Source organism: Pseudomonas sp. PGPR40 (genome assembly GCF_022014505.1).
Lineage (GTDB): Bacteria > Pseudomonadota > Gammaproteobacteria > Pseudomonadales > Pseudomonadaceae > Aquipseudomonas.
The window spans coordinates 276,609-300,905 of record NZ_JAKLSP010000002.1; the positions used below are offsets into that span (position 1 = coordinate 276,609).

Genomic DNA, 24,297 nt, shown 5'->3' on the forward strand with positions numbered 1-24,297 from the left:
GCATTGAGCAAATCAGTGGTGCATCAAAAAGTGGTTTTCATCGTCAGGTAAACGGCGCCACGGTCCTCAGTCGTGGCACCACCACCGGAGAAGGCCGAGTAGCCGCCGCCGTAACACGCGTAGTTTTCATTGCCGCTAAAGGCATTGGGTGTGGAGCCGTCGCCGCTGCCGGCATTAGCGGCACCGGTGCTCGAACCGCTGGTATCGCACTTGTCGGTCTCACCGAAGGAGTCCACGTACTTCAGGTCGACGAAGTATTTGTTGTACACAACGGCCCCCACGCCCACGGCATAGTTGCCGGTGTCTTTGGCACCGCCACCGGACACCGGTGACACGCCGTCGAGACCGACGTTGATGGACATCGGTGCGTTGAGGTCGACGCCGGGAAACACCTGGTACCAGGTCGGTGTGAAATTGACCGCGATGCCCCAGTTGTCCCGGGTCGGCTGGTCGATGCCGCGATAGGTGTCCTTGCCCTTGTAGAGCGCTTCGTTCTTGCTATCGAGCTTGAGCAAGTTGCTGTAGTACAACTCGGCGAGCAGGCTGGCCGAATCGAACACCGGGGTTTTCGGGAAGGTCATCAGGCCGTTGAGCGTCCAGTGCAACGTGTCACCGGTGGCACTCATGCTGTCGCCCTTTTGCGGGGTGTCATAGATCACACCGGTGGCCGCCGTGCGGGCCGGTAATAGCCCAAGACCCGCGCCCAAACCCCGCGGCCCCGTCGAGCTGACAACGGCGGGAATACTGGCCAGCGGCATGTTGTGCCGAATGTTCAGGTCCGAACCCACACTGATTCCGCCCACATCCTTGGACAAACTCAGGCCGACGATCTTGATGTTGTCGGCATAGGCCAGTTGATAGGTGCTGGTGCTCAACGAATTGAGGGTGTTGACCACAGCGGGCACCATGCCGGCAGGCGGGGTGCCGTTGGGATTGGCCGAGGTCAGGCCGGTGGCGTTCAACCAGGCTTGCGGCAGGATCTCCGAGGTTTCGCGGTAGTAGACACCGAGGGTGCCATCCAGCCAGACCGGCGACCACTTGGCCATCACGCCCCAGTCGCCGCGCTTGTCCGGCGTCAGGTCATGACCGCGACGCACATTGGTCAGCCCGTTGCACGGCGCCAGACCACAACCCAGTGGACTGCCCGGCACCACGCCATTGGTGTTGCCCAACAGGAACGACTGCGCACCGAAGCCGACCAGATCGGAACCGCCATAGTAAGTACCGGCTTCAGGCAGGCGGGCGGCATCCCAATCAAGGAAATACTGAGCGCCCACGGTCAACTCGGGATTGACGGTGAACGACATCGACAACTGGTTACGCGGGACGAACAGCTCCTTGGCTTCGGTGCCCGGCGACGCGGCCAGTTTGGCCAGATCGAGGCCGGACTGGCCGTAGCTGACCGAGTGCACCGGGTTGAGGATGGTCTCGCCCCAGAACACGTTGTGCTGACCGGCCTTGACGCTCAACAGCGACTCCTCGCCCACTTCGGTGCTGTAAAACACGAAGGCATCGAGAATTTCGCCGGATGGACCGGTGTAGTAACGCTGGGCGTAGTTGCTCAGGTGCGGGCTGCCATTGCCGACATTGTCACCGGTGACCCCGGCCAGGCGCGGATCGTTGGCGACCAGACCCGACCGTGCGTCATTGCCGTTGACGAACGGGTTGGAGTTGGAACCGGTGTTCTCGTAGGCCTTGTCGTACCAACTGGCGGCACTGACGCGAAAGCCCATGTGGTTCTGGTAAACCACATCCATTTCGGTCAACAGGTCAACACGGTTGGTGATGTTGGTCCCGGCCTTGCGGAAGTTGTAGTCGCCATCGTTGTTGTTCGGTGTCGCCAACATGCGCTTGTCAGCGCTTTCGGTGCGTACGCCGTAGTTGTACTTCACGGTGTTGTCAAAACGCACGGTCCAGTCCGGGTTACCGGTGTCGAGTTCGACCGCCTGGGCGACCGGCACGGCGGCGACCAGAATGGCCGAGGCCAACAAGGTGTAACGCGAGGGTGCGAACCCGTGACTCTTATTGTTGTGCATTGCGTTGTCTCCGCCTTTTTGTATTTGTTTTAAGCGCAGCCGCCCTCGCGCACCCTCTTGTTTCAGGGGTTTGCGTTTTCAGGAGTGAGGGCAAATGCCGGATGGATGCGGCCAACCGGCGCCTGAACTAGCGATCCAGTTCCAGGATCAATGCTTCGGCTTGCGGCCAGTGGCCAAACCCTGCAGCCGGATTGAGATGACCCACCTCGCCCATGTTGAGCAGTTCGCTGCCCCAGCCTTCGGCCAGGCGAGTGACGGCGTCCAGGCTGGCGAGGTGGTCGTTGGTACTGGCGGCCACCAGGCTGCGGAACGGCAGTGGCCCTTTTGGTAGAGGATTCCAACCCTGGGTACGCAGGGTTTCAGCGGATGGGTAGCCTTGCGGCCAATGAGCATCGAGATCTGGAGGGGTGGCCAGCAGCGCGCCCTTGATCCGCCGACTGTGCTGCGCGGCCCAGTGCGCGACCATCAACACGCCGGCACTGTGGGCAACCAGAATCACCGGCCCGTCGATCTGCTCCAGCGCGTGCTGGATCGCTTCGACCCGCTTGGCGCAGTCGAGCTTGTCGGTTTCCAGCGGCGGCACACTGCGCACCTTGCACAGCCTGGCTTCAAGCAACGTTTGCCAATGTTCGGCAACGTGCTCGCGCAGGCCGGGTACGATCAGAACGGTTGCGGCAGTTTGCAGTTTGTCCACTTCAACACCTTCGCTTTCTCGATGACTCGACTGGCTCTATCGCCAGGGGCTTTTTGTAGGACTGACATTAAAGAGCGCCCACCCCAGGCGCTTTTCATTGGACGTCAGGCACTTTTCTTTTCATGACAGTTTTCCAGGTGTTTGGCGTGCCGCGACCATTGGTCGAAAAACCCCGCAGCTTCTCTGCGGGTCACTGTAATCAATGGATGAGCGTCGATTGCCCCATGAGAATGATCGTGATTCGGGACAGGATTGGCCGAGCGCCCTCGCCAACGTCACAACTGTTCAATTGCTGAAGTGCTGGATATAGTCGCCACGCTCATTTGAATCGCAACCGGCCCAGGAAAGACCTCGCATGCCCAAGCTTGTTCGCGCCGCCGTCTTGACCAACTACCTGGAGGTCACCCAGTACCTGGGGTTCAACCCGCGCGATTTACTGGCGGCTGTCGGCCTGAGCAAAGCCCAGTTGCAAGCCCCTGAACATCGCATTCCCATCGATGCCGCCGTGCGCCTGCTGGAAGATTCGGCCGCCGCCAGTGGCTGCCAGAACTTCGGCCTGAGCATGGCCGAGTCGCGCCAGCTCTCGGACTTCGGCGTGGTCAGCCTGCTGCTCAGCCATCAGCGAACGCTACGAGATGCCTTGCAGGTCGTGGTGCATTACCGGCATCTGATGAACGATTCGCTGGCCATCTTCATTGAAGAGGCCGGCAAGATGGTGATCATTCGCGAAGAGGTGGTCACCGAATCGCCGATGCCCAGCCGACAAGCCACCGAACTGGCCATCGGGGTAATGTTCCGCTTGTGCGCCGCCCTGCTCGGCACCCATTGGCACCCCTACAGCGTCAACTTCACGCACCAGCCTCCCGACAACCTGCAACTGCATCGCCGTCTGTTTGGTTGCAAGCTGGAATTCGGCAGCGAGTTCAATGGCATTGTCTGCTCCGACGCCAGCCTCGACGTGACCAACCCCAATGCCGACCCGGCCATGGCGCGCTACGCCCAGAGTTACCTCGACTCGCTGCTGAGCCATGAAGGCCCATCGATGCTGTTCGAGGTGCGCAAAGCCATCTACCTGCTGCTGCCGATGGGGCGCGCTACCATTGAGCAGATCGCTCAGACCCAGGGCATGAACGTGCGGACCCTGCAACGTCGCCTGAAAGATGACGGCTGTGCCTTCAACGATCTGATCAACGACGTGCGCCGCGACCTGGTGTTGCGCTACCTGGAAAACCCGAATTACTCGTTGGGCCGGATCGCTGACATGCTCGGCTACTCCATGGCGAGTTCCTTCACACGCTGGTTCATCACCCAATTCGGCATGCCGCCCGCCGCATGGCGCAGCGCGCAAAAGCACACCTCTAAATCGCTCTCTGGTTTCAAAGAGTCCTGAGCCAGCCGACCTCCGAATAATCTGTCGCTGGCGCGGGCAAAAAATCCGCAGCGAATTACCGGATGCGTCTCCCGTCGCCCTCCTTCCCCCCACAATCATTGCCTGAAGGCTTTTCTGACAGCCGCAGGCTTCAAGCATCCCATCCCGATCCTACAAGCGATTAAGTCGCGACTGGCAGCGTCACCTGGCCCTCAACGCCCATTGTTGTCCATTACTTATCTGGCGCCCAGGGAGGGGCTTTGCGCTAAAGGGATGCATTCATGGAAAAGGACTTTGGGGGTCACCACTGTGCCGTCTGCCGCGACCGCGCGCTGGCAGAACGGGCCCGAAAACCCGGGCTTCGACCAGACCCGGCGGAAGAACAACGCAAATACGACGAAATGATGGCCCGGCAACGGGCACTGGAAGATCAATGTAACGCTGCCTGGGAAGCCAAGGAAGCGCGCGAAGAAGCCACCCACGTGAAGATCACCCTGCGTATCGGGGTGTTTTTCGATGGCACCGGCAATAACCCGTTCAATGTGGAGATGGGGCGTAAATGCGGGGCTCATCATCCGGTGTCGGCGGAGGATATGGGTGGGAGTTGCAAGCCGTATATGCAGGATCCTGACAGTAGTTATGGGGGGGACGTGACGAATGTTGCGCGGTTACATGATTTGTACATGACATCTATCGACCAGGGGGAAATCATTCAGAAGAAGCTGGCATTCGATAAGGTCTATGTCGAAGGTATTGGCACGACCGCAGGCGGGCAAGACAGTCTGTTGGGCATGGCTTGGGGTCGTGGTGAGACCGGTATTGAAGCTCGGGTATTCCAGGCATTTAGTCGAATCAAACAAAGGTTGCGTACCTTTCAAGGACGTTACCCGGACATTCAGATCAGCTCCTTGATCTTAGACGTGTTCGGCTTCAGCCGCGGTGCGGCCGCCGCCCGACATTTCGCCTGTTTGTGCCTGTCCGGAACCAACAGCCCGCTCAGGGAAACTCTGGACCTGCCAAATAGCCTGTTCGCCCGGGGCTTCAGCAAGGTGTTTGGTGAAGGGGTCAACATCGGGTTTATCGGCTTGTTCGACACCGTTGCGTCCGTGGGTGGCCTGAGTAATCTGGGGTATGTGCGTAGCCCGACAGCCCCCGGAGTCAAGTTGTATTTGATGCCGCGCTTCTTTCCCAATGTTTTGCAACTGGTGGCACGGGACGAATACCGCGCCAATTTCGCACTCAACAGTGTCGGACCGGATCATCAGGAAATCAGCCTGCCGGGAGTTCACTCGGATATCGGCGGTGGTTACCGCGATGATATCGAAGAGTGCGTGCTACTCAGCCCCATGCAAGCCCTGGAAGTGGGCGCGTTCACCGACGTAAAAACCACCTCGATTTACCGTGATGCCCAACGGGAACGGGCAAACTGGCACGCCAAGGGCTGGCCACTGGAGATGCTGGAACTGATCACCCCTGATCCGGTAATGCTGCTGCCTGAACCGAGAGTGCGGAACGCGCCGAAACAAAAGCGGGTATTTGTCGGGTTGCAGCTACGGCGCAAGATTGGCGCCGGACTGTCGCGGGTGTATCTGCGGGTGATGTATGAAGCGGCCAAAAAGCATGGGGCTGAATTTGACGATCTTCAGGAAGATCCCGAATTGGCACCACCCGCCGAACTTCAGCCTATGTGCGAGCGGTTTGTCACAGGTGATTACCGAATTACCGCCGCCGAGGAGCAGTTGCTGAAACTGCACTACATCCACCTGTCAGCGCACTGGACCCCGACTTTCCTCTCTGGACCTCGCATCACCCGATTCGAAATGGCCTACGTCAATGTCCCGACGACGGATGCCGTAAGGGTACATCACCCTCATGTACCGGAATGGACGCTGTAACCATGAGAATCCTGTTTGCACTATTAACCATGTTATCAATGAGCGCCTGCCACGCCGTTGATCCTCTGTCGGCAAAAAATGACTACAAATTGCCTTCGTGGGGTATCGGCTTCACCGAGCCCGCTCATATGACGGTATGGGTCGAGACCTCCGCTGTCGAGGATGTAAAGGGGCGGATTTTTTACAATATCGCTGCGGGGGTAGCGGGTAGCAGCGACCATGAGAATGGAACTGAGAATGCGCGGGGCTGGGTGGGCATCGGTGGCGCCAGCAAGCCCGTCACAGGCGCCGGCCTGCCGAAACGCATCTTTGTGCGCTGGCAGTCCATTGTCGAGCGCAAGACCTATGCGGGTTGGGTCGATATCTCCGAGTCCACCCGCGACATCATGCGCAACTCGACTGCCCGGCGTTGCCACGAAACCCCTGAGTTCACCGCCAACCCGAGTGCGGCCCTGAATTTGGGACTGGCACCGGGCGGCATCATTCAAGTCTGGGTCTGGGACGACTGTTTCCGCGCCCACAAAGTCGATCGCGGGGAAGTCGGCATCGAGCCGCTAGGTCCCTATCAAGGCAAATACAACAATTATCACAGAAAGATCAAAGACTCTTCCAAACGCTACATTGAACGGTTTGGCATCCCCTATGGCAGTTGGTGAATAACTTTTTTGCTGGCACCGCGCTTACCAACACACCATACGTTCACTGGAAGAATGGACGCTCCAACATGAGAATCCTGATCGCATTATTCATGCTTGTATCGATAAGTGCCTGCCAATCCGTCGATCCATTGTCGGCCAAATATGACTACAAATTGCCTTCGTGGGGCATCGGCTTCACCGAGCCCGCTCATATGACGGTATGGGTCGAGACCTCCGCTGTCGAGGATGTAAAGGGGCGGATTTTTTACAATATCGCTGCGGGGGGAGCGGGTAGCAGCGACCACGAGAATGGAACCGAGAATGCACGGGGCTGGGTGGGCATCGGTGGCGCCGGCAAGCCCGTCACAGGCGCCGGCCTGCCGAAACGCCTCTTTGTGCGCTGGCAATCCATTGTCGAGCGCAAGACCTATGCGGGCTGGATCGATATTTCCGAATCCACCCGCGACATCATGCGCAACTCGACTGCTCGGCGTTGCCACAAGACCCCTGAGTTTACCGCGAACCCGAGCGCGGCCCTGAATCTGGGACTGGCACCGGGCGGCATCATTCAAGTCTGGGTCTGGGACGACTGTTTCCGCGCTCACAAAGTCGATCGCGGGCAAGTCGGCATCGAGCCCCTAGGCCCTTATCTCGGCAAAAACGAAGGGCGCTACGTCTGGGAAATCAAAGACTCCTCCAAACGCTACATCGAACGTTTCGGCATTCCCTATGGCAGTTGGTGATGAGGTGTCTTGGCGCCTGAACCGACCCCATAAAAAAACGGCGACCGCTGGTACAGTCGCCGCAAAAGAACCGGTGTTTGAGACACCGGCCGAGGAGCCCTGTGGCGAGGGAGCAAGCTCCCTTGCTACTGTTTTGTGTACCTACATTCCCCACCGCAGCAACAGCAGCACCAGCACGACAAGGAACACCGTCTCCCCCACCATCAGCAGGATCGGCTTGATGCCGACAGCCGCCAGCTCTTTGAGCTGGGTCTTCATGCCCAGGGCGCTGATGGAAACCACCAGGCACCAGCGCGACAATTCATTGACCGATCCCTGCACTACAGGGGCTATCCAACCGGTGCTGTTGATACACGCCAGAATCAGAAATCCGACGGCGAACCATGGCAGCAGCGGCGGTCGTTTGCCGGTCGGGTCGGCGCCCTGCATCCGGGTAATCATCGCGGCGCAGACGATCACCGGCAGCAACATGGCAACCCGCATCAGCTTGACCACCGTGGCCGTATCACCGGTCTCGGTGGACATGCTGTAACCGGCACCGACCACTTGGGCGACATCATGAATGGTGGCGCCGAGGAACACGCCCGCCACTTGTGGCGACAACGCCAGCCAGTTGGCAATCATCGGGTACACGATCATCGCCAGGGTCGACAGCGCCGACACGCCGATTACCGTGAATAACGTCGCGCGTTCTTTCTGCGGATGGTTTGGCAATGCCGCCGCCAGCGCCAATGCGGCCGACGCACCACAAATCGCGGTGGCCCCACCGGTGAGCATGCCGAACAAACGCTGGAATCCCAGCGCCTTGGCCGCGATCACCGAAACGCCGATCGTCACCACCACCACAATCACCACCAGGGCCACAGGCTTCCAGCCCAGCGCCACCATCTGTTCGAGGGTGATGCGCATGCCCAGCAGCGCCACACCAATGCGCAACACGGTGCGTGCGGTGAACTCGATGCCGGCCTTGCAGACGCCATCACCGGCCAGAAAGTTCAGCGCCATGCCCAGCAACAATGCGAACAGCATCACCGGCGCGCCGTAATGCTCGGACAAAAACGACGCGGCCGCCGCCACGATCAGACTGACGACAAAACCCGGCGCCAGTTCGCGCGTTCGGCTGTGGATACGGGTAAGAGCGATGGCGCTCATGGCGCGGACTCCTCGGGGACAATGACGATGAATGCCTGGCCGTCGATGATCTCGACCGGGTAGTTGGCGACTTTGAGCTGGGTTGAATTGAGCAAATAACCGCTGCGCAAATCGAAGCGCAGGCCATGGGCACAGCACTGAATCACCCGCCCCTCAAGGCGCCCGCCACACAGCGAGGCGCCTTGATGGGGGCAACTGTCGTCGATGACGAACAGGTCACCTTCGACGTTGAATAACGCCAGGCTTTTGCCATCGAATTCGAACAGCGCACGACCACCGGCCTGCGGATGTTTGCCAGCGGGTACGGGAATGCGCCGAGTCATGCCGGCTGACGCTCACGAGCACTTTCTTTCAAGGCGTCACTCATGGCCTTGAGTAGCGCTTCGGCAGGCTGCGCGCCCACCACGGTCATCCGCCGGTCGAACTGAAAACACGGCACGCCACTGGCGGCGCCGGGGAATCCGTCAAAGGGACTGGCGTCGCCCTTCAGGCAGTCGACCACAGTTTCTGCATCAATGCCGCAGGACCGGGCAATGGCGAGCAAGGTCTCACGGCAACCGAGGTCTTCGCCCTTCTGGAAATAAGCGGCGAACAGACGCTCGAGCAAGGCGTCACGCCGGGCAGGATTGCCCAGTATGCTGACTCGCTCCAACAGCCGATGGGCGTCTGCGGTATTGGGCATGGTGGCGATGCGACTGAAGTCGATGGACACCCCCACTGCCTTGGCGGCCTGCTGTACCTGGGCCTGCCGCATCGCCACAGCGTCGGCATTGCCCAGACGCTGGCGATAGAAATCGGCGAAAGGTTCACCTTCTACCGGCAACTGTGGCAGCAACTGCACGCCATGCCACACCGTGGTGATCTGCACATCCGGTTGGCGACTGCGAAACTGTACCTGCGCATGCTCCAATTGGCGTTTGCCGATCAGGCACCAAGGGCAGATGAAATCGAAAAACACATCAATACGTAAACGACGACTCACAACTTCACCTCTACTACGGATTCGCTCACCGGATCGTTGATCCGCTCGCCCTTAAGCCGGGCAATGTCCTTGTGGTAATGACACTTGGCATAAAAGAACACCGCCGCTGCCGCGATGCTGACCAGTGGCACCAGTTGAAAAGCAGCATGCAAGCCGATCACATCGGACACCCTGCCGGTGATGAACGGCCCAGGCGCCAGCCCCAACATGTTGTTGGCCAGGGTCAGCGTGGCGAAGGCCGTGCCGTGGACCGAGTAATGAGTCAGGTTGGCAACCATGGCGCCGCAAGGGCCGGTCGTGCCGGCGGCAATCAACATCCCCAGGCAAATCAACGCCAGTTGCACAGGCCCTGCCGGCAGGGCGAATGCCGCCGACAACAGCAGACAACTGCCCAGGCAATAGGCGATGGCCAAAGCGACTTTGCGCTCCGGCGAATGGCGACACAGTCGATCACTGAGCATGCCGCACAGGATCATCCCCGCACCGCTGCACAGCACGATGATCGCCGCGACGCCGCCCGCCTTGTCGGTGGCCATGTCGTAATAACGATTGAGGTAACTGGGCATCCACACAATCACGGTGCCGCCGACGAACAGTTGCAAGCCACTGCCGATGTAGGCAGCGATCACCGAGCGGCTGGAAAACAGCGTACGCAACGGCCGCTTGACCACGGCAGCCGCTTTGTTCGCAATTTGAGCGGTACGTTGCGGCGCAATGCGCGCTTCCTTGACGATGAGCGGATAGAGCACCGCCAGCACCAGGCCAAACAGCGCCATGCCGGCGAACGACCAGCGCCAGCCAAGCTTGGCGGCGATTGCACCGCCCAGCGCCATCCCTAATACCGAACCGAACATGCCGCCCGCCATGAACGCACTGGCGAGCGTTGCACGCATGTGTTTGGGAAACACCGAAATCACCACCGCGATGCCAACACTGCCGTACGCCGCTTCGCCGACGCCGACCATGAACCGTGAAATGAACATCTGCTGGTAATCCTGCGCCAACGCACAGCCCAGCGTCGCCAGGCTCCACAGCAACGCCATCAGCGCCAGGCTCTTGACCCGGCCGAAACGATCCGCCAGCAATGACAGGGGAATTGTCAGCAGCCCCACCATCAGGGCGACAATGCCACTGAGCAGGCCGAGCTGGCCGTCGCTCAGGGCCCATTCGCCCTTGAGCATCGGGAACACCGCGTTCAGTACCTGGCGCGACATGTAATCGGAAATCAACAGGCCGAACGTCAATGCAAAGACGATCCAGGCGTACTTGCGCGCAACGCCGACGCCACTGCAGTCGTCATCGTCTGCGGCGATTGGGTGAAAGGCCATGCAGCCTCCTCAAAGCTTCGTTTTATTGTTGTTATCAAGCGTGTTGCAGTGCAGCGAGCGGGAAGCCATTGACCTCCCGCGTCGCCTGCCGGTCAGCCGCGTTGCGGCACACCTTTTTGCCCAGCCTTGCGGTTGGGGGCCATGCCGTTGGCCAGCAGGGTTTCTTCGATGCTCTGATACTGCACACCGATGCGATAGATCTCGCGGGCTTCTTTACCCGTGGCGATTTCGCGACCCAGTTCATGGGCGATGCGTACGGTTTGCTCGATCTGCTGCACCGAGCTGAAACGATCACCCTTGTGATCAATGATAGTGTCTTCGATGCCTACACGTGGGTGCATACCCATGGCCATCGCCATGGTGTTGAACGGCATGACGTTTTTCAGCAGTGACTCGGAGGTCAGGGTGCAACCGTCCGGCGCGCGGTGGATGAAGTTGAAGAAGTTGAACGGATTGGGGCCATCGAAACCGCCGCCGATACCAATCCAGGTCAGGTTCAGCGGCCCCTTGTACGCGCCTTTGCGCACCAGGCGCTCAAGGGTTTCCATGGCATGCATGCCGGTCAATTGGAAGTGCGGCTGGATGCCGTTGTCCATCAGGCGCTTGAGATGCTCGGCGACCCAGGCCGGGCCGGCCGGTACGGTCATCTCGCTGTAGGCCGCCTGATAGGCAGGATTGGCCAGGGAAGTGCCTTCCAGATACTCCGGATACAACAGCTCCATGATGTTCATCTGGGTGGTGTTGATGGCCACCGTGACCTGATCCGGTTTTGGTGTCAGTTCGGCCAGCATGTGGCGAGTGTCGTCAGACAGCCACTTGGCGGCTTCGCCATCGCTTTCCGGCGCGAAGGAAATCGAACCACCGACCTGGATGATCATGTCCGGCACGGCTTCACGCACACCGGCGATCAATTCATTGAACTTGGACAGACGCTTGGAACCCTTGCCGTCCAATTCACGCACGTGCAGATGCAATACCGTTGCACCTGCCTCATAACAATCAACCGCCTTCTGCACCTGCTCATCCATGGTCAGCGGGATGTCTTCGGGAAAATCTTCCGGCATCCACTCGGGGCCATACGGGGCCACGGTAATGACCACTTTTTCCATGTTTTCCGGGTGCAGGGAATCGTCGAAGAATTGCATGAGTTACTCCTGTTCTTATGATTGTTCCGCCCACCCGGGATCGTGCCGGGCAGGCGTGTCTACGAGAGCGAATGCAGCGGCGGTCGATCAGTAAGTCTTGTCGCCGATGATGCCGGCGCGCTCCATCTTGCGATGGCACGGCGGGTAATCCATGACGGCGTAGTGCTGGGTGCTGCGGTTGTCCCAGATGGCGATGCTGTTGGGTTTCCAGCGCCAGCGCACCTGATACTCGGGGATGTAGGCCTGGCTGATCAGGTAGCGCAGCAGATCGCTCGCACCAGGATTGGCGTCCTGGCCGAAGCGCACCCGCTCGGGGGTGTGGTAGTTGCTCAAGTGCGTAGTGAAGGCGTTGACGAACAGCACCTTTTCCCCGGTTTCCGGGTGGATGCGCACCACCGGGTGCTCGGCGTCCGGGTACATTGCCTTGAGCGCCAGACGCTTTTCGATCGGCATGGCGGCGCCGAAACTCGCTTCGATGCTGTGGCGGGCACGCAGGTCGGCGATCTTCACCTTCACGTCTTCCGGCAAGCGCGCATAGGCCTCAACCATGTTGGCCCACATGGTGTCTCCGCCCACCGGCGGACACTCTACGCAACGCAGCACGCAGCCCATCGGCGGCGCCTCGCGCCAGGTCGCGTCGCTGTGCCAGGAGTTTTCATAGCGGTCCGCCGGCTGGTCCGGCCGCTTGTAGATGCGCACCAGCCCTGGATGATCTGGATCACTGCCGGCCACCGGATGATCCTCCAGTTCGCCGAAGCGCCGGGCGAAGGCCACATGCTCGTCGCGTGTGATGTCCTGATCACGCAGGAACACCACCCGATGCTTGAGCAACTGAGCTCGAATCTCGGCAAAAAGACCTTCGTCATGCACCGCATCAGCGAGGTTGACGCCCACCAGCTCCGCGCCAATGCTGCAGGTCAATTGTTCGACTTTCATGGCAGACAACTCCCTTAAATGACGAAAATCGATGAGCCCGTGGTCTTGCGTGATTCCAGGTCGCGATGGGCCTGGACGGCATCCTGCAAAGCATAGTGCTGGTTGATCTCGATCTTGATCCGACCGCTGCCGACGTGGTCGAACAACTCGCCCGCCAATGCGGCTTTTTCCGCCGGGTCGGCGATGTAGTCGGCCAGGGCCGGACGGGTCAGGAACAACGAGCCTTTCATCGCCAGCATCACCGGATCGAAGGCCGGGATCGGGCCAGACGCCGTGCCGACACAGACCATCAGGCCACGACGCTTGAGCGAATCCAGCGAGCCCATGAAGGTGTTCTTGCCGACACTGTCGAACACCACGTTGACCCCCACGCCATCGGTCAAATCGCGAACGCGCTGGGCGACGTCTTCATGGCTGTAATTGATGACATGCTCGCAGCCATGGGCCAGGGCAATTTCACCTTTGGCCTGGGTGGATACGGTGCCAATGACGTTCAGGCCGAGCAGCTTGGCCCACTGCGAAACGATCAGCCCCACGCCACCGGCAGCGGCGTGCAGCAGAATGCTGTCGCCGGCCTTGAAGTCGTAAATGCGCCGCATCAGGTACGAGGACGTCAGGCCGCGCATGGTCATGGCCGCAGCGGTTTCGAAACTGATGGTTTCCGGCAATTTGATCAGCGGCGCGGCCGGGATCAGACGCTCGGTGCTGTAGGCACCCAATGTATTGAGAAAACCGGTGTAGGTGACGCGATCACCGACTTGTACATTGGTCACCCCTTCGCCGATGGCCTGGACCACACCGGACGCTTCAACCCCCATGCCGTTGGGCATCGGGATCGGGTAAGTGCCATTGCGAAAGTAGGTGTCGGCATAGTTCAGGCCCACCGCCACATGGCGAAGACGAACCTGGCCTGGACCGGGATCGCCGACTTCGACCTCTTCATAACGAAGGACTTCGGGACCACCGGTTTCGTAGAAGCGTACGGCTTTGGCCATTTTTTCTTATTCTCCAGTCTCAGTTGGGCGTGCTGCGTCGAATTGCGCTGATTGGACTGTAGGACGCCGTCTGGTGAGTCGCTTCTCATCAGACGACAATGGCTTTTCATTTCATGACAGTGCGCTTTGTATCAACGCCCGCGGTGGATGACTTATCCAGTGCCTCTCGATACCCTGCGCATGTCGGTACCTGATGGCTTCCAGGTCTAAAACCACCCTCCTCCAGACGAGCATGTAATGAAATCCCCTGCAGGTTTGCTGCTGTCGGCTATCGAGCTGGACCGTGCCAGCGCCATCCCCCTGTACCGCCAACTCTATTTGCAGATTCGCAAACAGATTCTCAGCGGAAAAATGCAAGGGGGCGTGCGCCTGCCCTCGACGCGGACGCTGAGCAAAGAGTTGGCGCTGTCGCGGATCACCATCCTCAATGCCTTCGATCAGCTGATTGCCGAGGGTTTCCTGGCCTCGCGCACCGGGGCGGGCACCTATGTCGGCAATGAGTGGGAGCGGCGCGGGATGGCCGACGAAGAACAGCAGCGCCAGCCACCGCGCCTGTCCGACCTGAGCCAGTCCATGTTGTCGTTGCGCAGCAGTCACTTTCGCGGGGTTTCCTATACCGATTGGGACCCCGCGACCCCCACCTCATTCCTGCCCAGCCACAGTACCTACGACACATTCCCGCTCGCGGTGTGGCGTCGCTTGATGAACCGCCACCTGCTCAAGCCGACCAAGGCCATGCTTGGTTATGGCGAACTGCAAGGGCTACAGGCCTTGCGAGCGGCGATTGCCGAGTACGTCTTCGACGCCCGTGGCATCGATTGCAGTGCCGAGCAGGTGGTGATCGTTTCCGGCGCGCAGCAAGCCTTCAACCTGCTGGGCATGTTGCTGCTTAATCCGCAGGACAGCGTGTGGATGGAAGACCCAGGACACATCGCGGCGCGCATTGCGTTGCAGGCCCAGGGGGCCCACGTGGTGCCGTTGCGGATCGATGAACAGGGGATTGATATTCAGCAAGGCCTGGCCGAGTGCCCTGACGCCCGCCTGGTGTTTACCACGCCTTCTCGCCAGCATCCCTTGGGCGTGACCATGAGTTATGCGCGACGCCAGGCACTCATCGACTGGGCTGCGCAGTATCAGAGCTGGATCATCGAGGACGATTGCGACAGTGAATTACGCTACAGCGGCCGCCTCCTTCCCGCGCTCTATGCCATGGACCAGATGGCTCGAGTGATCTACGTCGGCACCTTCAGCAAAGTCCTCTTCCCCTCACTCAGACTGGGCTATGTGATATTGCCGCAAGCCCTGATCGAACCCTTCTGTACCCTGCGCGCGGTGATGGATCGCAGCCCGCCCACGCTTCTCCAGGCGACGACGGCGGACTTCATGCGCGAAGGCCACTTCCTCGGGCACATCCGCCGCATGCGTGCGCTGTACCAGGCTCGCCAGCAAGCACTGGTCGAGCAGCTTCAGCAACAGCTGGGCGGCTTCTTCAACATCACTGCGGTGGACGCCGGCATGCACCTGATCGCCTGGCTGCCACCCACGCTTGATGACGACGCCATCGCCAGGGAACTGGCCCGGCACAACATCCACACCTATGCCTTGAGCGATTACTGCCTTGAGCATGTCCTGCCACCTGCCCTGCTCATCGGTTTTGCCGGCACGCCTGAGGACCAGGCCAAGGCGCGTGTCGAAGCGCTGGCCCGGGCCTTGAGCAAAATGGGGTACCTGCAGGCCACTTGAAGCCAGGCAAGTGGTCTTATGATTTAACTGATAATGGATCTATCGAGAGTTCCTGACTGGCGCGATAAAGGCTGCGCCGGTAGACCCGGCGTCTGAACCAGGAACGACTCGAATGAACAATAAGATCCAAGAGCGATTCAATGCCTTGCTCAGCCACAAGGCTGCCGAGGCAGGAACGCCTCCCCTACTGACTGAAGCACTGGCCCGTCAACTGCTCGATCGCCTTGGGCAGATGCGCTTGTTTGCTCATGCCTATCCCTTGCTGACCAACCTCACCCATGGTCGTGTCACACCGGCCGATCTGCTGGATTTTGCCTATCGCCACGAGTTGCAAGGTCTGAGCCTGCACTTGCTGGACGGCGAGGAAAACAGCCTGAGTCAAATGACACCCGCACAGTTGCAAGCGTTTGCCGACAAGGCCAATGCGCTAGAACTGGATGTGCATCTGGAAATCAGCAGCACGCTGAAAAAAGATGTCGATCAAGTGATCGCCATTGCCAAAGCTCTTGGGGTTCGCAATATCCGTGTTTACTCACGCTACGAGGGCGCGTTGTCGCGGGTCATGGATGTCATCGAATCCGATCTGCATTACCTTGCGCAGCAGGCCGACAAGCACGATCTGTACTTCGACTTCGAGCAGCATGAAGAACTCAAAAGCGCCGAAATCGCGCAACTGCTGAACCGGCTAAACCACCCACGGCTGCATGCCTTGTTCGACTTCGGCAACATGATCAACGCCTGCGAACAGCCACTACCGGCGCTGCAGACCCTGGCGCCGCACATACGCCAGACCCACCTCAAGGGTGTGCGCATCGTCCCCGAGCACAACGGCTTCGGCCATTACGGCGTGCTGCAGGGCAGCGACGAGGACGATCTGCCAAGCGCCCGCATGATGTTCGAACTGTTGATGCTCGGCGACTCAACCCCACAAGTGATCGCCTTCATTCTTGAGCAGGAAAATCACTACATCGCCCCGGCGTTCCGCCAGACCGTTGAGGCTGCCGATCCATTCATTGCGTACCGGGAAATGAGTGACACGCCACTCCCGGACGGCTACTCGCTCGAACGAATGCTCGCCGACGAACACCGTTGGGCGAACAACCAGGTCGCCTATGTGCGAAGCCTGCTGGCCGAGTTCCGAACCCTGGCCGAGTTGACCCTGAACGCCTGAACCCGACGTAACAACCAGCACTGCTTATCCAAGCCTGGAGAACAATAATGACAACTCGTGACAAGGCCAAATGGCTCAGATTCCTGATTCTCATCCTCGGTGGTGGCACCATCTACAAACTGGCGAACCTCAAGGACGCCTTCTATATCCCCATGCAAGAATTCATGGGCTTGAGCCACACTGAAATCGGCCTGCTGCTGAGCGCCAACGCCATCATCGCCACCGCGCTTTTTGTTGTCGGCGGCATGCTCGCCGACCGCTACGACACGCGCAAAATGATTCCCATCGGCCTGATCGGTACCGGTGGCCTGGGGCTGTATCTGGCGACCTTTCCGCCGTTCAGCAATCTGCTGATCGTGTTCAGCCTGTTGGCCGTCTGTGCCGATTGCTTCTTCTGGCCCTCGCTGCTCAAAGCCATCCGCAATCTGGGTGACGATCAGGAACAGGGTCGGTTGTTTGGACTGTTGGAAGGTGGGCGTGGCGTCATTGACACGCTTGTGGCTTTTTCGGCACTGGGCGTATTCGTCGCCATGGGCTCCGGTGAAACCGGGCTGAAATCGGCAATCCTCTTTTACTCGGTCATCGACATTCTTGCCGGAACCCTGACCTGGTTCCTGCTCAAGGGCGGCAGCGCGCAGACGATTGCCAAACCGAAGAACGGCTTGTCGAACCTCCTCGAAGCCATCAAGGTACCGGGTATCTGGTTGGTCAGCCTCAACGTGTTCATGGTCTACATCGTCTACTGTGGCCTGACCTATTTCATTCCCTATCTCAAGGAAATGTACGGGCTGCCCGTGGCACTGGTGGGCGCCTACGGCATCATCAATCAGTACTTCCTCAAGATCCTCGGCGGCCCCGCCGGTGGTTTCATTGCCGACAAGCAATTCAAGAGCACCAGCCGCTACCTGAAGTGGGCATTCCTGGCCTTGCTGCCGCTGATGGGCGTGATCATGCTGATCCCGAAAAGCCCGAGTTTCATTTATGCGGGCATGGCAGCCACACTGTCCTTCGCGCTGATTGTGTTTTCCATGCGCGGCGTGTTCTGGGGCCCCATGGGTGAAGTTGGCATCCCTTCGCACATCACCGGTTCAGCCTTCGGTATCGGCTGCCTGATCGGCTATGCACCGGGCATGTTCGCTTACGTCATCTACGGCGCGATCCTTGATCATTTCCCGGGTGAGCAAGGCTACAACTATGTCTTCAGCTTGATGAGTGTGTTGGCCATTCTTGGATTCATGGTGTCGAGTTTGCTGTATAGGACCGTTCAGAATAAATCCACGGTAACCGGTGCGGTTAGCGCGGCGCAAAGCTGAATATTGCCTTGGCAACCAGGAGGGGCGTGCGTCATGCCTCTCCTGGAAGCGTTTGCGGCGCCCGTCTAATCAGGAAGACGCTTTATGCCAAATCGAGGTAATAGGTGTAGTAGCTGTCATAGATTCGACATCACCGACGATATCGTGGCAGGAATCACCTAAAGCCCCAATTCCAAGGCCAGCAAGTCAGATAATGGTTGCGGGCGTCGAATCAATTTAGCTTGCCCTTGTTCGATCAATACTTCCGGCAACAGTGTGCGGCTGTTGTAATTGGATGACATAGAGGCGCCGTACGCGCCGGTATCGTGCATGATCAGCAAGTCGCCAACCTGCGCTTCAGGTAGCAAACGTGGGGTGACGCCCTGTTCATCCTGCGTAAAAATATCGCCGGATTCGCACAGGGGGCCTCCTACTACACAGAGGTGCTTCGGACGACTGACCGGGACACCCTGGGAGTCCAGCAAGGTCATTTGGTGATAGGCGCCATAGAGGGCTGGCCGCATCAGGTCATTGAAGCCGGCGTTCACCAGGATGAAGTTTCGGCTACCGACTTTTTTTACCGCGCGAACTTCGGTAACCAAATAGCCTGACTCGGCTACCAGGAATCGACCGGGCTCGATCTCCATCCGTACCGGGTGAGCGAGAAAAGCCTCGATGTCCTGTTTGGCCTGGCGCCAGGCGTTCGCATAACGCTGGATATCCACCGGCTCATCCCCAACACGATAAGGCGTGGAAAGCCCCCCGCCGATGGAGAATGCTTCGATATCGTGGTCAAGTGTCTTCACAGCCGAGACCATTGCACAGCCCACTTGCTCAAGGTGCGCGTAATCCACACCTGAACCAATGTGCATGTGCAATCCCACCAGTTTCAGCCCGAACTGCCGAATCACGCCGAGCGCTTCCTGAACCTGGTCATGCCAGATTCCATGCTTGCTGTTTTCACCGCCGGTATTGGTCTTGCGGCTGTGACCGTGGCCAAACCCTGGGTTGATCCGCAGCCAGACGCGATGGCCCGCAGACTCTTTGCCCAATTGACGGAGCATGTCAATTGAACCGGTATTGACCTCGATGTTCAGTTCGACGACCCGTCGCAATGTCGCTTCATCGAACAGATCACAGGTCAGAACAATGCCCGCCGGGTCGCCGACAGGACTGTATCCAGCGAGCAACGCACGCTCGATTTCCCCCAATGATACGGCATCGACCCGCACGCCTTGTTCACGGATCAAACGGAGAATATGCAGATTGGAGCAAGCTTTTTGCGCGTATCGAATGACATCGAAGCCTTGCAGTTGGTCGACGCGTGCCCTGATGGTCTGGGCGTCATAACACCAGAGCGGGGTCCCGTGCTGTTTTGCAGTTTCGGCTAATTGCTGGAAAGCGGAATGGTTGGGCATGCGGTATTCAATCTGAGGTAAAGAGAGAAACCATCATGTCGATCGCCCAGCATTCAATAAAATATCTATTCTTTGTGGGTCGATTCAGTTTTGATATGGGGATTGATCAATTGACGGAGGCCCCGGGTGGGAATTTCCATACGGCATATCGAAGTCTTCCGCGCCATCATGCAGGCGGGGAGTGTTACCGGAGCGGCCCGCTTGCTATTTACTTCCCAACCGACGGTCAGCCGGGAACTGGCGCGGCTTGAAAGTATCTCTGGCCTTCGGCTGTTTGATCGAGAGGGAGGGAGGCTGGTACCGACGGCTCAGGCCATTATGCTGCTCGAAGAGGTTGAACACTCCTACATCGGGTTGGAACGAATCAACAGCGTTGCACAGTCGATCCGTCGCTTCGAACATGGCCAACTGAGCGTCGCCTGCCTTCCGTTGTTTTCCCAGACGCTGTTGCCCAAAGTCTGTAAGCACTTTCAACAACAGCATAGCGGCATAGGCTTGAGCATTGCGGCACAGGAATCACCCTTACTGGAAGAGTCTCTCAGCGCCCAGCGTTACGACCTAGGATTGACCGAGGGCGAGCATGTACCACGAGGTACTCAAGGGGAATTGCTCTTTTGTTCCGACATGGTCTGCATTCTGCCAGAGGGTCATCCTTTGCTATCCAGGTCGCTCCTGGTAATGGAAGACTTTCGCGGCGTCGACTTCATCAACTTTTCGGGTCTGGACATCTATCGTCAGACGCTCGATGAACACTTCCGTCAGGCCGGAGTCAATCGGCATACCGTCATCGAAACAACCAACGCTGCATCGGTCTGCGCCATGGTCAGGCAACAGTTGGGGGTGGCGATTATCAACCCGTTGAGCGCAGTGGAGGAGTCAGGCAGAGGATTGGTCATTCGGCCGATCAGCGTGTCCATTCCCTATCGCGTTATGTTGATCCGGCCTGATTATCGCCCCTCCTCTACCTTCGTCGACGCCTTTTGCAAATCGTTGAGCGATGAGGCGATGTGTCTCGCCAAAACGCTCGACAAGAGATTAGTACGAGTGAAAGAGTGACGTTACCAGCCGTTTACCTTGAAATTTTTGAAGGTTACGACTATCAGTGAGAATCAATCCTTCGAGGGCAATCACATGCCAACGACTGAAGAATCGATCATTGCAGCAGCCAGGCTGCGCGCCGCTTACCGGGGAGAAAACGAGGCGCTGGCTGCGGCTTCAGCGCTCGAAGCCCTGGCAGTGTTGAAAAAAACGTTAAAGGGAGACAAATACCGGGAGGCTCTCGAAAGACTGTATCTCGAATATTCAACCTCTTGATCCAACCGTGTCGCACTCTGCCCCGAGGAGCGAGTGGTAGCGCTGGCGCATCGATCTGAGAACGAAGCGACGACACCGATACCTGACAGCAAAGGCATCGGTGTCTCTTGCCTGCTCTGGCAGTCTGTCGGGGTCAACTCATCTCTGGAACGAGGTGACTCATGAACGTCAGGTTTTCAATAGCGTACATATACTCAGAGAATCTCGGATCTCCATCGTTGAACGCCTTTGCCACTTTTTGTGCGTTCTCAAGACTGTCCCACATTGCTAAGTCCGCGAAGACTCGGTCGTCGCTCATAGGGCAGTAGGCACGGTACTCGATCAAACCAGGAAAGGTCTTTAACGTTTCACGAAGCCCTGCGCGGAGCACAGGCACTTGCGCAACGCATTCCTGTTTGACCTTGAAAATGGCTAGTTCGAGTACATGAGATGAGCGCTGCATAGGGATGACCTGCTGTGTATTAGGAAGTCCCAATTATCAGTGGCTCATACTGACAGCGTAGTGTCAGTAGTGGTGATCGCTTTCCACTGACTTGCCTGGTGCTTCATATACGCTTGGAGATCAAGAGCAGGATTGTCGGGTAATGGTTGTTGGGCAATGGCGATGGAGACTATGCGATCGACCCGAAAATCGCGGTAAGCCGCCCTGGCACTGCACCAGCTTCCAACCGTCCACTTTCCTCCCCAGTAGAAAAGGCCAAGGGGGGAAATAACGCGCTGCGAAACCACACCGTCCAAGCTTGTGTAAGTTATCTCCAGCGCCTGAGTGTTTTCGATGGCATTTCGAAGCGTTGCCAGATGGCCCCGCGTCGAGGAAGGTGTTGTTCCAAGTGCCCTGATTTTTGCCGCGTTGGGGTCAACCTTGTGATGGACTATGGACGCTGAGATTTTGCTCAACAACATCCTCGCCGCAGCACTTAGATCGTTATCGGCGGAAGCTGAAAGCATTTCCATTCCGAGCATCAATGCATCCAGCTCGAGCCTGTTCAACGTTAAAGGCGGCATCTCAAAATCGGCATCCAAGGCATACCCCACGCCAGCGGTCCCATAGATCGGGATTCCACTGAAGGAAAGGTCGTCGATGTATCGATAGATTGAGCGAACGGAAACACCAATTCGGCTAGCCAGTCGTTCAGCAGAGATTGGCTGATGGACACGAATCAGATTGACCAATTGAAATAAGCGATCAGCTTTACGCACCAGATGTGCTCAACCGAGAGTCCTTTGCAAACTCAATGGCCGCATTAATGGCGGCCCGAGCTAGCGAATCAATGCCCAACTGCTCAAGGCGAGCGATAACGGCCGGCCCTACGCCCTTTAGGGCCAGCAAGGCATTATGTTCCGTCAGTGGAAATGGCATCCGTAAACTCCTGTTATCGACCAATGAAGCAACCGGAGTTTGCCCGACGGAAGAAGGCATCTCAATAGATGGACTCCCAAGCGTAGGCATCAGGAAGGTGTGGGTGTCAGACGCCTACGAAATTCGGGCATAGAGGCATCACAATCTTCCTGCGTTTTACATGGACCCTTACGCTAATCGCCGCGCGACGAGTAATCGTCGCTCAACGTCCAGCATAACCAGGCTTCACTGGCTGCCGGTACGTGACCATTCCTCTCCCGTAGCGCCCGCTGCACTGGCGACTATCAGCGCCACTACACAAGCAAGCAACGAGAACACGGCAAAAACCCCCATCACATGCCAGTAAGGCAGTGCATGATTCCACGCTCGAGCTACCCCCAGGAAAGCGGCAAATAACCAGCCGCTCATAGAAAGGGCCCCCAAGAGAGCGAGGCGAGTGCGGCCGGAGGCACGTAACGAGACAAAGGGAGCCTTCTGCAGCAGCGGGAAACCGATCCGATGCAACAAAGCACCATTAAGGCTGAGCAGCGCGACAACACTCACCTTGGCCCAGAGCTTTTGATTGAGCAGATATGCGTTCCCCTCATCGAGGTAACCCTGGAGCACCAGCAGCAAGCCACTTCCCCAAAGCGCCAATAGCGCAAGCGTGACAATTTTTTGAGTCTCTTCGAGGTATTCACGCTGTATCTGGCTCAATACATCCTTGCGCCAGCTCCATAGCTTTTGATCAGCCTGTAGCACCCTCCCCAGAGCAATACAGGTGGCAATCAGATGACCATACACGAGTAGCATTTTGAGCATTACCTTGACCTTATTTTTATATGGGCAATGCACTCCCTCGCACCCTTGATATGAAACTAAATGATACAGATTCATATTTGTATCAACAAGTTACACATTCAACCATCCATCCGGAAGCGCCCGCTCTCTCGCCCTCGACTACTTTATAAAGCTGCGAGTCTGTCGATCGAGGTTACCAAGGTCAGTTCCCCCGCAGAATCAATGCATGCGCGCCATCCCACTCGGCGAAGATCTTTTGCCCGCAGTGCACGCCAAGCAAGTTGTAATCGGCATGCCGTTTCTGCACCTGCAACTCAAGCCCGCCGCTGGCTTCCAGATAAATGTTGACCATCGAACCGATGAACTCTTCACCGACAACGGTGCAGTTCAGCCGGTTGCGTCGCATAGGCTGCTGCGCGGTCAGGTCGATATGCTCGGCGCTTACACAGACCGTAACGCGCTCAGCGGAAACAACCGTTTTACCCTGCGGCAGCCGCGCCAGGAATCCACCGTGCGGCGAATCGAGGCGAACCAACCCGCTGTCCTCGAAGCCAACGACAGTGCAATCAAGGATGTTTTTACCGCCAACGAACTCGGCAACGAAGCGGTTGTGAGGCTCAAGGAAAACTTCCTGCGGCGAGCCGATCTGTTCGACCCGGCCTCGACTCATGATCACGACACGATCGGCCATTGCAAAGGCTTCGGATTGACTGTGAGTAACGTAGACAAAGGTGATACCCAGGTCCTTCTGCAGTCCAGTCAGCACGCCTTGCATGCGCACACTCAGATGAGCGTCGAGGGCGCTCAGGGGCTCATCGAGCAGCAGGATCGGCGGTTCGGTGACCAACGAACGAGCCAACGCCACACGTTGCCGCTGGCCACCGGAGAGCAGGCTTATATCGCGAGTGGCGAACTCCTCCAATCCAAGCCGCTCAAGCCACAGTAACGCCTTCTTGCGTCGCTCAGCCTTGGCCATCCCTCTCATTCGCAGACCGAACTCGACATTCTCCAGCACGTTAAGAAACGGGAACAGCGCCAGGTTTTGCCAGACCAGCGGCGTCTCCCGCTCCCAGGAGTAGAGATCATTGATGCGCTCACCGTTAAGACGAATTTCGCCTTCACTGGGTTTATCCAGCCCCGCGAGCATGCGCAGTGTTGTGGTCTTGCCGCAGCCGCTCGACCCCATGATCGCGACGAACTCACCTTTGTAAATCTCCAGGTTCATACGCTCGACAGCCTGATAGCTACCGAAATGTTTAACCACGTTGTCGAATACCACCAACGGTTGAGTCATGGCTGAATCCTT

Annotated in this window: 23 protein-coding genes; 9 read left to right on the forward strand and 14 right to left on the reverse strand. The window is 58.2% G+C overall.

The features are described 5' to 3' along the window. Positions 1–23: 23 nt before the first annotated feature. Both MEB48_RS03150 and MEB48_RS03155 read right to left on the reverse strand, forming a co-directional pair. A complete protein-coding gene (locus MEB48_RS03150) occupies positions 24–2,036 on the reverse strand; it encodes a DUF1302 domain-containing protein (protein ID WP_237881767.1) in 2,013 nt (670 codons plus the stop codon). Positions 2,037–2,163: 127 nt separating this feature from the next. After that, the gene (locus tag MEB48_RS03155; protein ID WP_237881769.1) at positions 2,164–2,730 is read right to left on the reverse strand and encodes an RBBP9/YdeN family alpha/beta hydrolase; all 567 of its coding nucleotides are present in this window, start codon (positions 2,728–2,730) and stop codon (positions 2,164–2,166) included. Between the two features lie 355 nt (positions 2,731–3,085). Here MEB48_RS03155 and MEB48_RS03160 point away from each other — a divergent pair, with 355 nt between their 5' ends. From MEB48_RS03160 to MEB48_RS03175, 4 genes are all read left to right on the forward strand, one after another. Then, positions 3,086–4,120, forward strand: a complete 1,035-nt coding sequence (locus MEB48_RS03160) for an AraC family transcriptional regulator (protein ID WP_237881771.1) — start codon at positions 3,086–3,088, stop codon at positions 4,118–4,120. 260 nt (positions 4,121–4,380) lie between these two features. After that, positions 4,381–5,994 (forward strand): phospholipase effector Tle1 domain-containing protein, encoded by a 1,614-nt coding sequence (locus MEB48_RS03165; protein WP_442969054.1) that lies wholly within the window; start codon positions 4,381–4,383, stop codon positions 5,992–5,994. A gap of 2 nt (positions 5,995–5,996) precedes the next feature. Continuing rightward, a complete protein-coding gene (locus MEB48_RS03170) occupies positions 5,997–6,650 on the forward strand; it encodes a DUF2931 family protein (protein WP_237881775.1) in 654 nt (217 codons plus the stop codon). 68 nt (positions 6,651–6,718) lie between these two features. Further along, complete coding sequence (locus MEB48_RS03175; RefSeq protein WP_237881777.1) at positions 6,719–7,375, forward strand: DUF2931 family protein; 657 nt, start codon at positions 6,719–6,721, stop codon at positions 7,373–7,375. Positions 7,376–7,516: 141 nt separating this feature from the next. Here MEB48_RS03175 and MEB48_RS03180 read toward each other — a convergent pair whose 3' ends face one another. From MEB48_RS03180 to MEB48_RS03210, 7 genes are all read right to left on the reverse strand, one after another. Further along, a complete protein-coding gene (locus MEB48_RS03180; RefSeq protein ID WP_237881779.1) occupies positions 7,517–8,527 on the reverse strand; it encodes a YeiH family protein in 1,011 nt (336 codons plus the stop codon). Further along, positions 8,524–8,850: a Rieske (2Fe-2S) protein gene (locus tag MEB48_RS03185; RefSeq protein WP_237881781.1), complete on the reverse strand. Its 327-nt coding sequence runs from the start codon at positions 8,848–8,850 to the stop codon at positions 8,524–8,526. The genes MEB48_RS03180 and MEB48_RS03185 overlap by 4 nt, the downstream gene beginning before the upstream one ends. Then, on the reverse strand, positions 8,847–9,509 hold the full coding sequence (locus MEB48_RS03190; protein ID WP_237881783.1) for a DsbA family oxidoreductase: 663 nt from the start codon (positions 9,507–9,509) through the stop codon (positions 8,847–8,849). The genes MEB48_RS03185 and MEB48_RS03190 overlap by 4 nt, the downstream gene beginning before the upstream one ends. Next, positions 9,506–10,837, reverse strand: a complete 1,332-nt coding sequence (locus MEB48_RS03195) for an MFS transporter (protein WP_237881785.1) — start codon at positions 10,835–10,837, stop codon at positions 9,506–9,508. The genes MEB48_RS03190 and MEB48_RS03195 overlap by 4 nt, the downstream gene beginning before the upstream one ends. 92 nt (positions 10,838–10,929) lie before the next feature. Further along, entirely contained in the window at positions 10,930–11,982 is a 1,053-nt protein-coding gene (locus tag MEB48_RS03200) for a 3-keto-5-aminohexanoate cleavage protein (RefSeq protein WP_237881787.1), read from the reverse strand. An 87-nt stretch (positions 11,983–12,069) separates the two neighbouring features. Continuing rightward, positions 12,070–12,918: a TauD/TfdA dioxygenase family protein gene (locus MEB48_RS03205; RefSeq protein ID WP_237881789.1), complete on the reverse strand. Its 849-nt coding sequence runs from the start codon at positions 12,916–12,918 to the stop codon at positions 12,070–12,072. 14 nt (positions 12,919–12,932) lie between these two features. Then, positions 12,933–13,913 carry a quinone oxidoreductase family protein gene (locus tag MEB48_RS03210; RefSeq protein WP_237881791.1) on the reverse strand — a complete coding sequence of 327 codons (981 nt, stop codon included), beginning with the start codon at positions 13,911–13,913 and terminating at the stop codon, positions 12,933–12,935. 237 nt (positions 13,914–14,150) lie between these two features. Between MEB48_RS03210 and pdxR the strand changes: the two genes are divergently transcribed. The 3 genes from pdxR (at position 14,151) to MEB48_RS03225 (ending at position 18,140) form a co-directional block, all read left to right on the forward strand. Beyond that, entirely contained in the window at positions 14,151–15,656 is a 1,506-nt protein-coding gene (gene pdxR, locus MEB48_RS03215; RefSeq protein WP_237881793.1) for a MocR-like pyridoxine biosynthesis transcription factor PdxR, read from the forward strand. Positions 15,657–15,768: 112 nt separating this feature from the next. After that, a complete protein-coding gene (locus MEB48_RS03220; RefSeq protein ID WP_237881795.1) occupies positions 15,769–16,827 on the forward strand; it encodes a sugar phosphate isomerase/epimerase family protein in 1,059 nt (352 codons plus the stop codon). A 47-nt stretch (positions 16,828–16,874) separates the two neighbouring features. Next, entirely contained in the window at positions 16,875–18,140 is a 1,266-nt protein-coding gene (locus tag MEB48_RS03225; RefSeq protein ID WP_237881797.1) for an MFS transporter, read from the forward strand. Positions 18,141–18,298: 158 nt separating this feature from the next. Here the strand turns inward: MEB48_RS03225 and lysA are convergent, their stop codons facing one another. Next, on the reverse strand, positions 18,299–19,537 hold the full coding sequence (gene lysA, locus MEB48_RS03230; RefSeq protein ID WP_237881798.1) for a diaminopimelate decarboxylase: 1,239 nt from the start codon (positions 19,535–19,537) through the stop codon (positions 18,299–18,301). Between the two features lie 126 nt (positions 19,538–19,663). Between lysA and MEB48_RS03235 the strand changes: the two genes are divergently transcribed. Next, the gene (locus MEB48_RS03235) at positions 19,664–20,593 is read left to right on the forward strand and encodes a LysR family transcriptional regulator (RefSeq protein ID WP_237881800.1); all 930 of its coding nucleotides are present in this window, start codon (positions 19,664–19,666) and stop codon (positions 20,591–20,593) included. A 75-nt stretch (positions 20,594–20,668) separates the two neighbouring features. Further along, positions 20,669–20,851: a hypothetical protein gene (locus MEB48_RS03240; protein WP_237881802.1), complete on the forward strand. Its 183-nt coding sequence runs from the start codon at positions 20,669–20,671 to the stop codon at positions 20,849–20,851. A gap of 133 nt (positions 20,852–20,984) precedes the next feature. Here the strand turns inward: MEB48_RS03240 and MEB48_RS03245 are convergent, their stop codons facing one another. From MEB48_RS03245 to MEB48_RS03260, 4 genes are all read right to left on the reverse strand, one after another. Further along, positions 20,985–21,293: a hypothetical protein gene (locus MEB48_RS03245; protein ID WP_237881804.1), complete on the reverse strand. Its 309-nt coding sequence runs from the start codon at positions 21,291–21,293 to the stop codon at positions 20,985–20,987. A gap of 44 nt (positions 21,294–21,337) precedes the next feature. Then, a complete protein-coding gene (locus tag MEB48_RS03250; RefSeq protein WP_237881806.1) occupies positions 21,338–22,051 on the reverse strand; it encodes a helix-turn-helix transcriptional regulator in 714 nt (237 codons plus the stop codon). Between the two features lie 385 nt (positions 22,052–22,436). Next, entirely contained in the window at positions 22,437–23,012 is a 576-nt protein-coding gene (locus MEB48_RS03255; protein WP_237882014.1) for a hypothetical protein, read from the reverse strand. 181 nt (positions 23,013–23,193) lie between these two features. Beyond that, positions 23,194–24,285, reverse strand: coding sequence for an ABC transporter ATP-binding protein (locus tag MEB48_RS03260; RefSeq protein ID WP_237881808.1), 1,092 nt, complete (start codon positions 24,283–24,285; stop codon positions 23,194–23,196). Positions 24,286–24,297 lie beyond the last annotated feature (12 nt).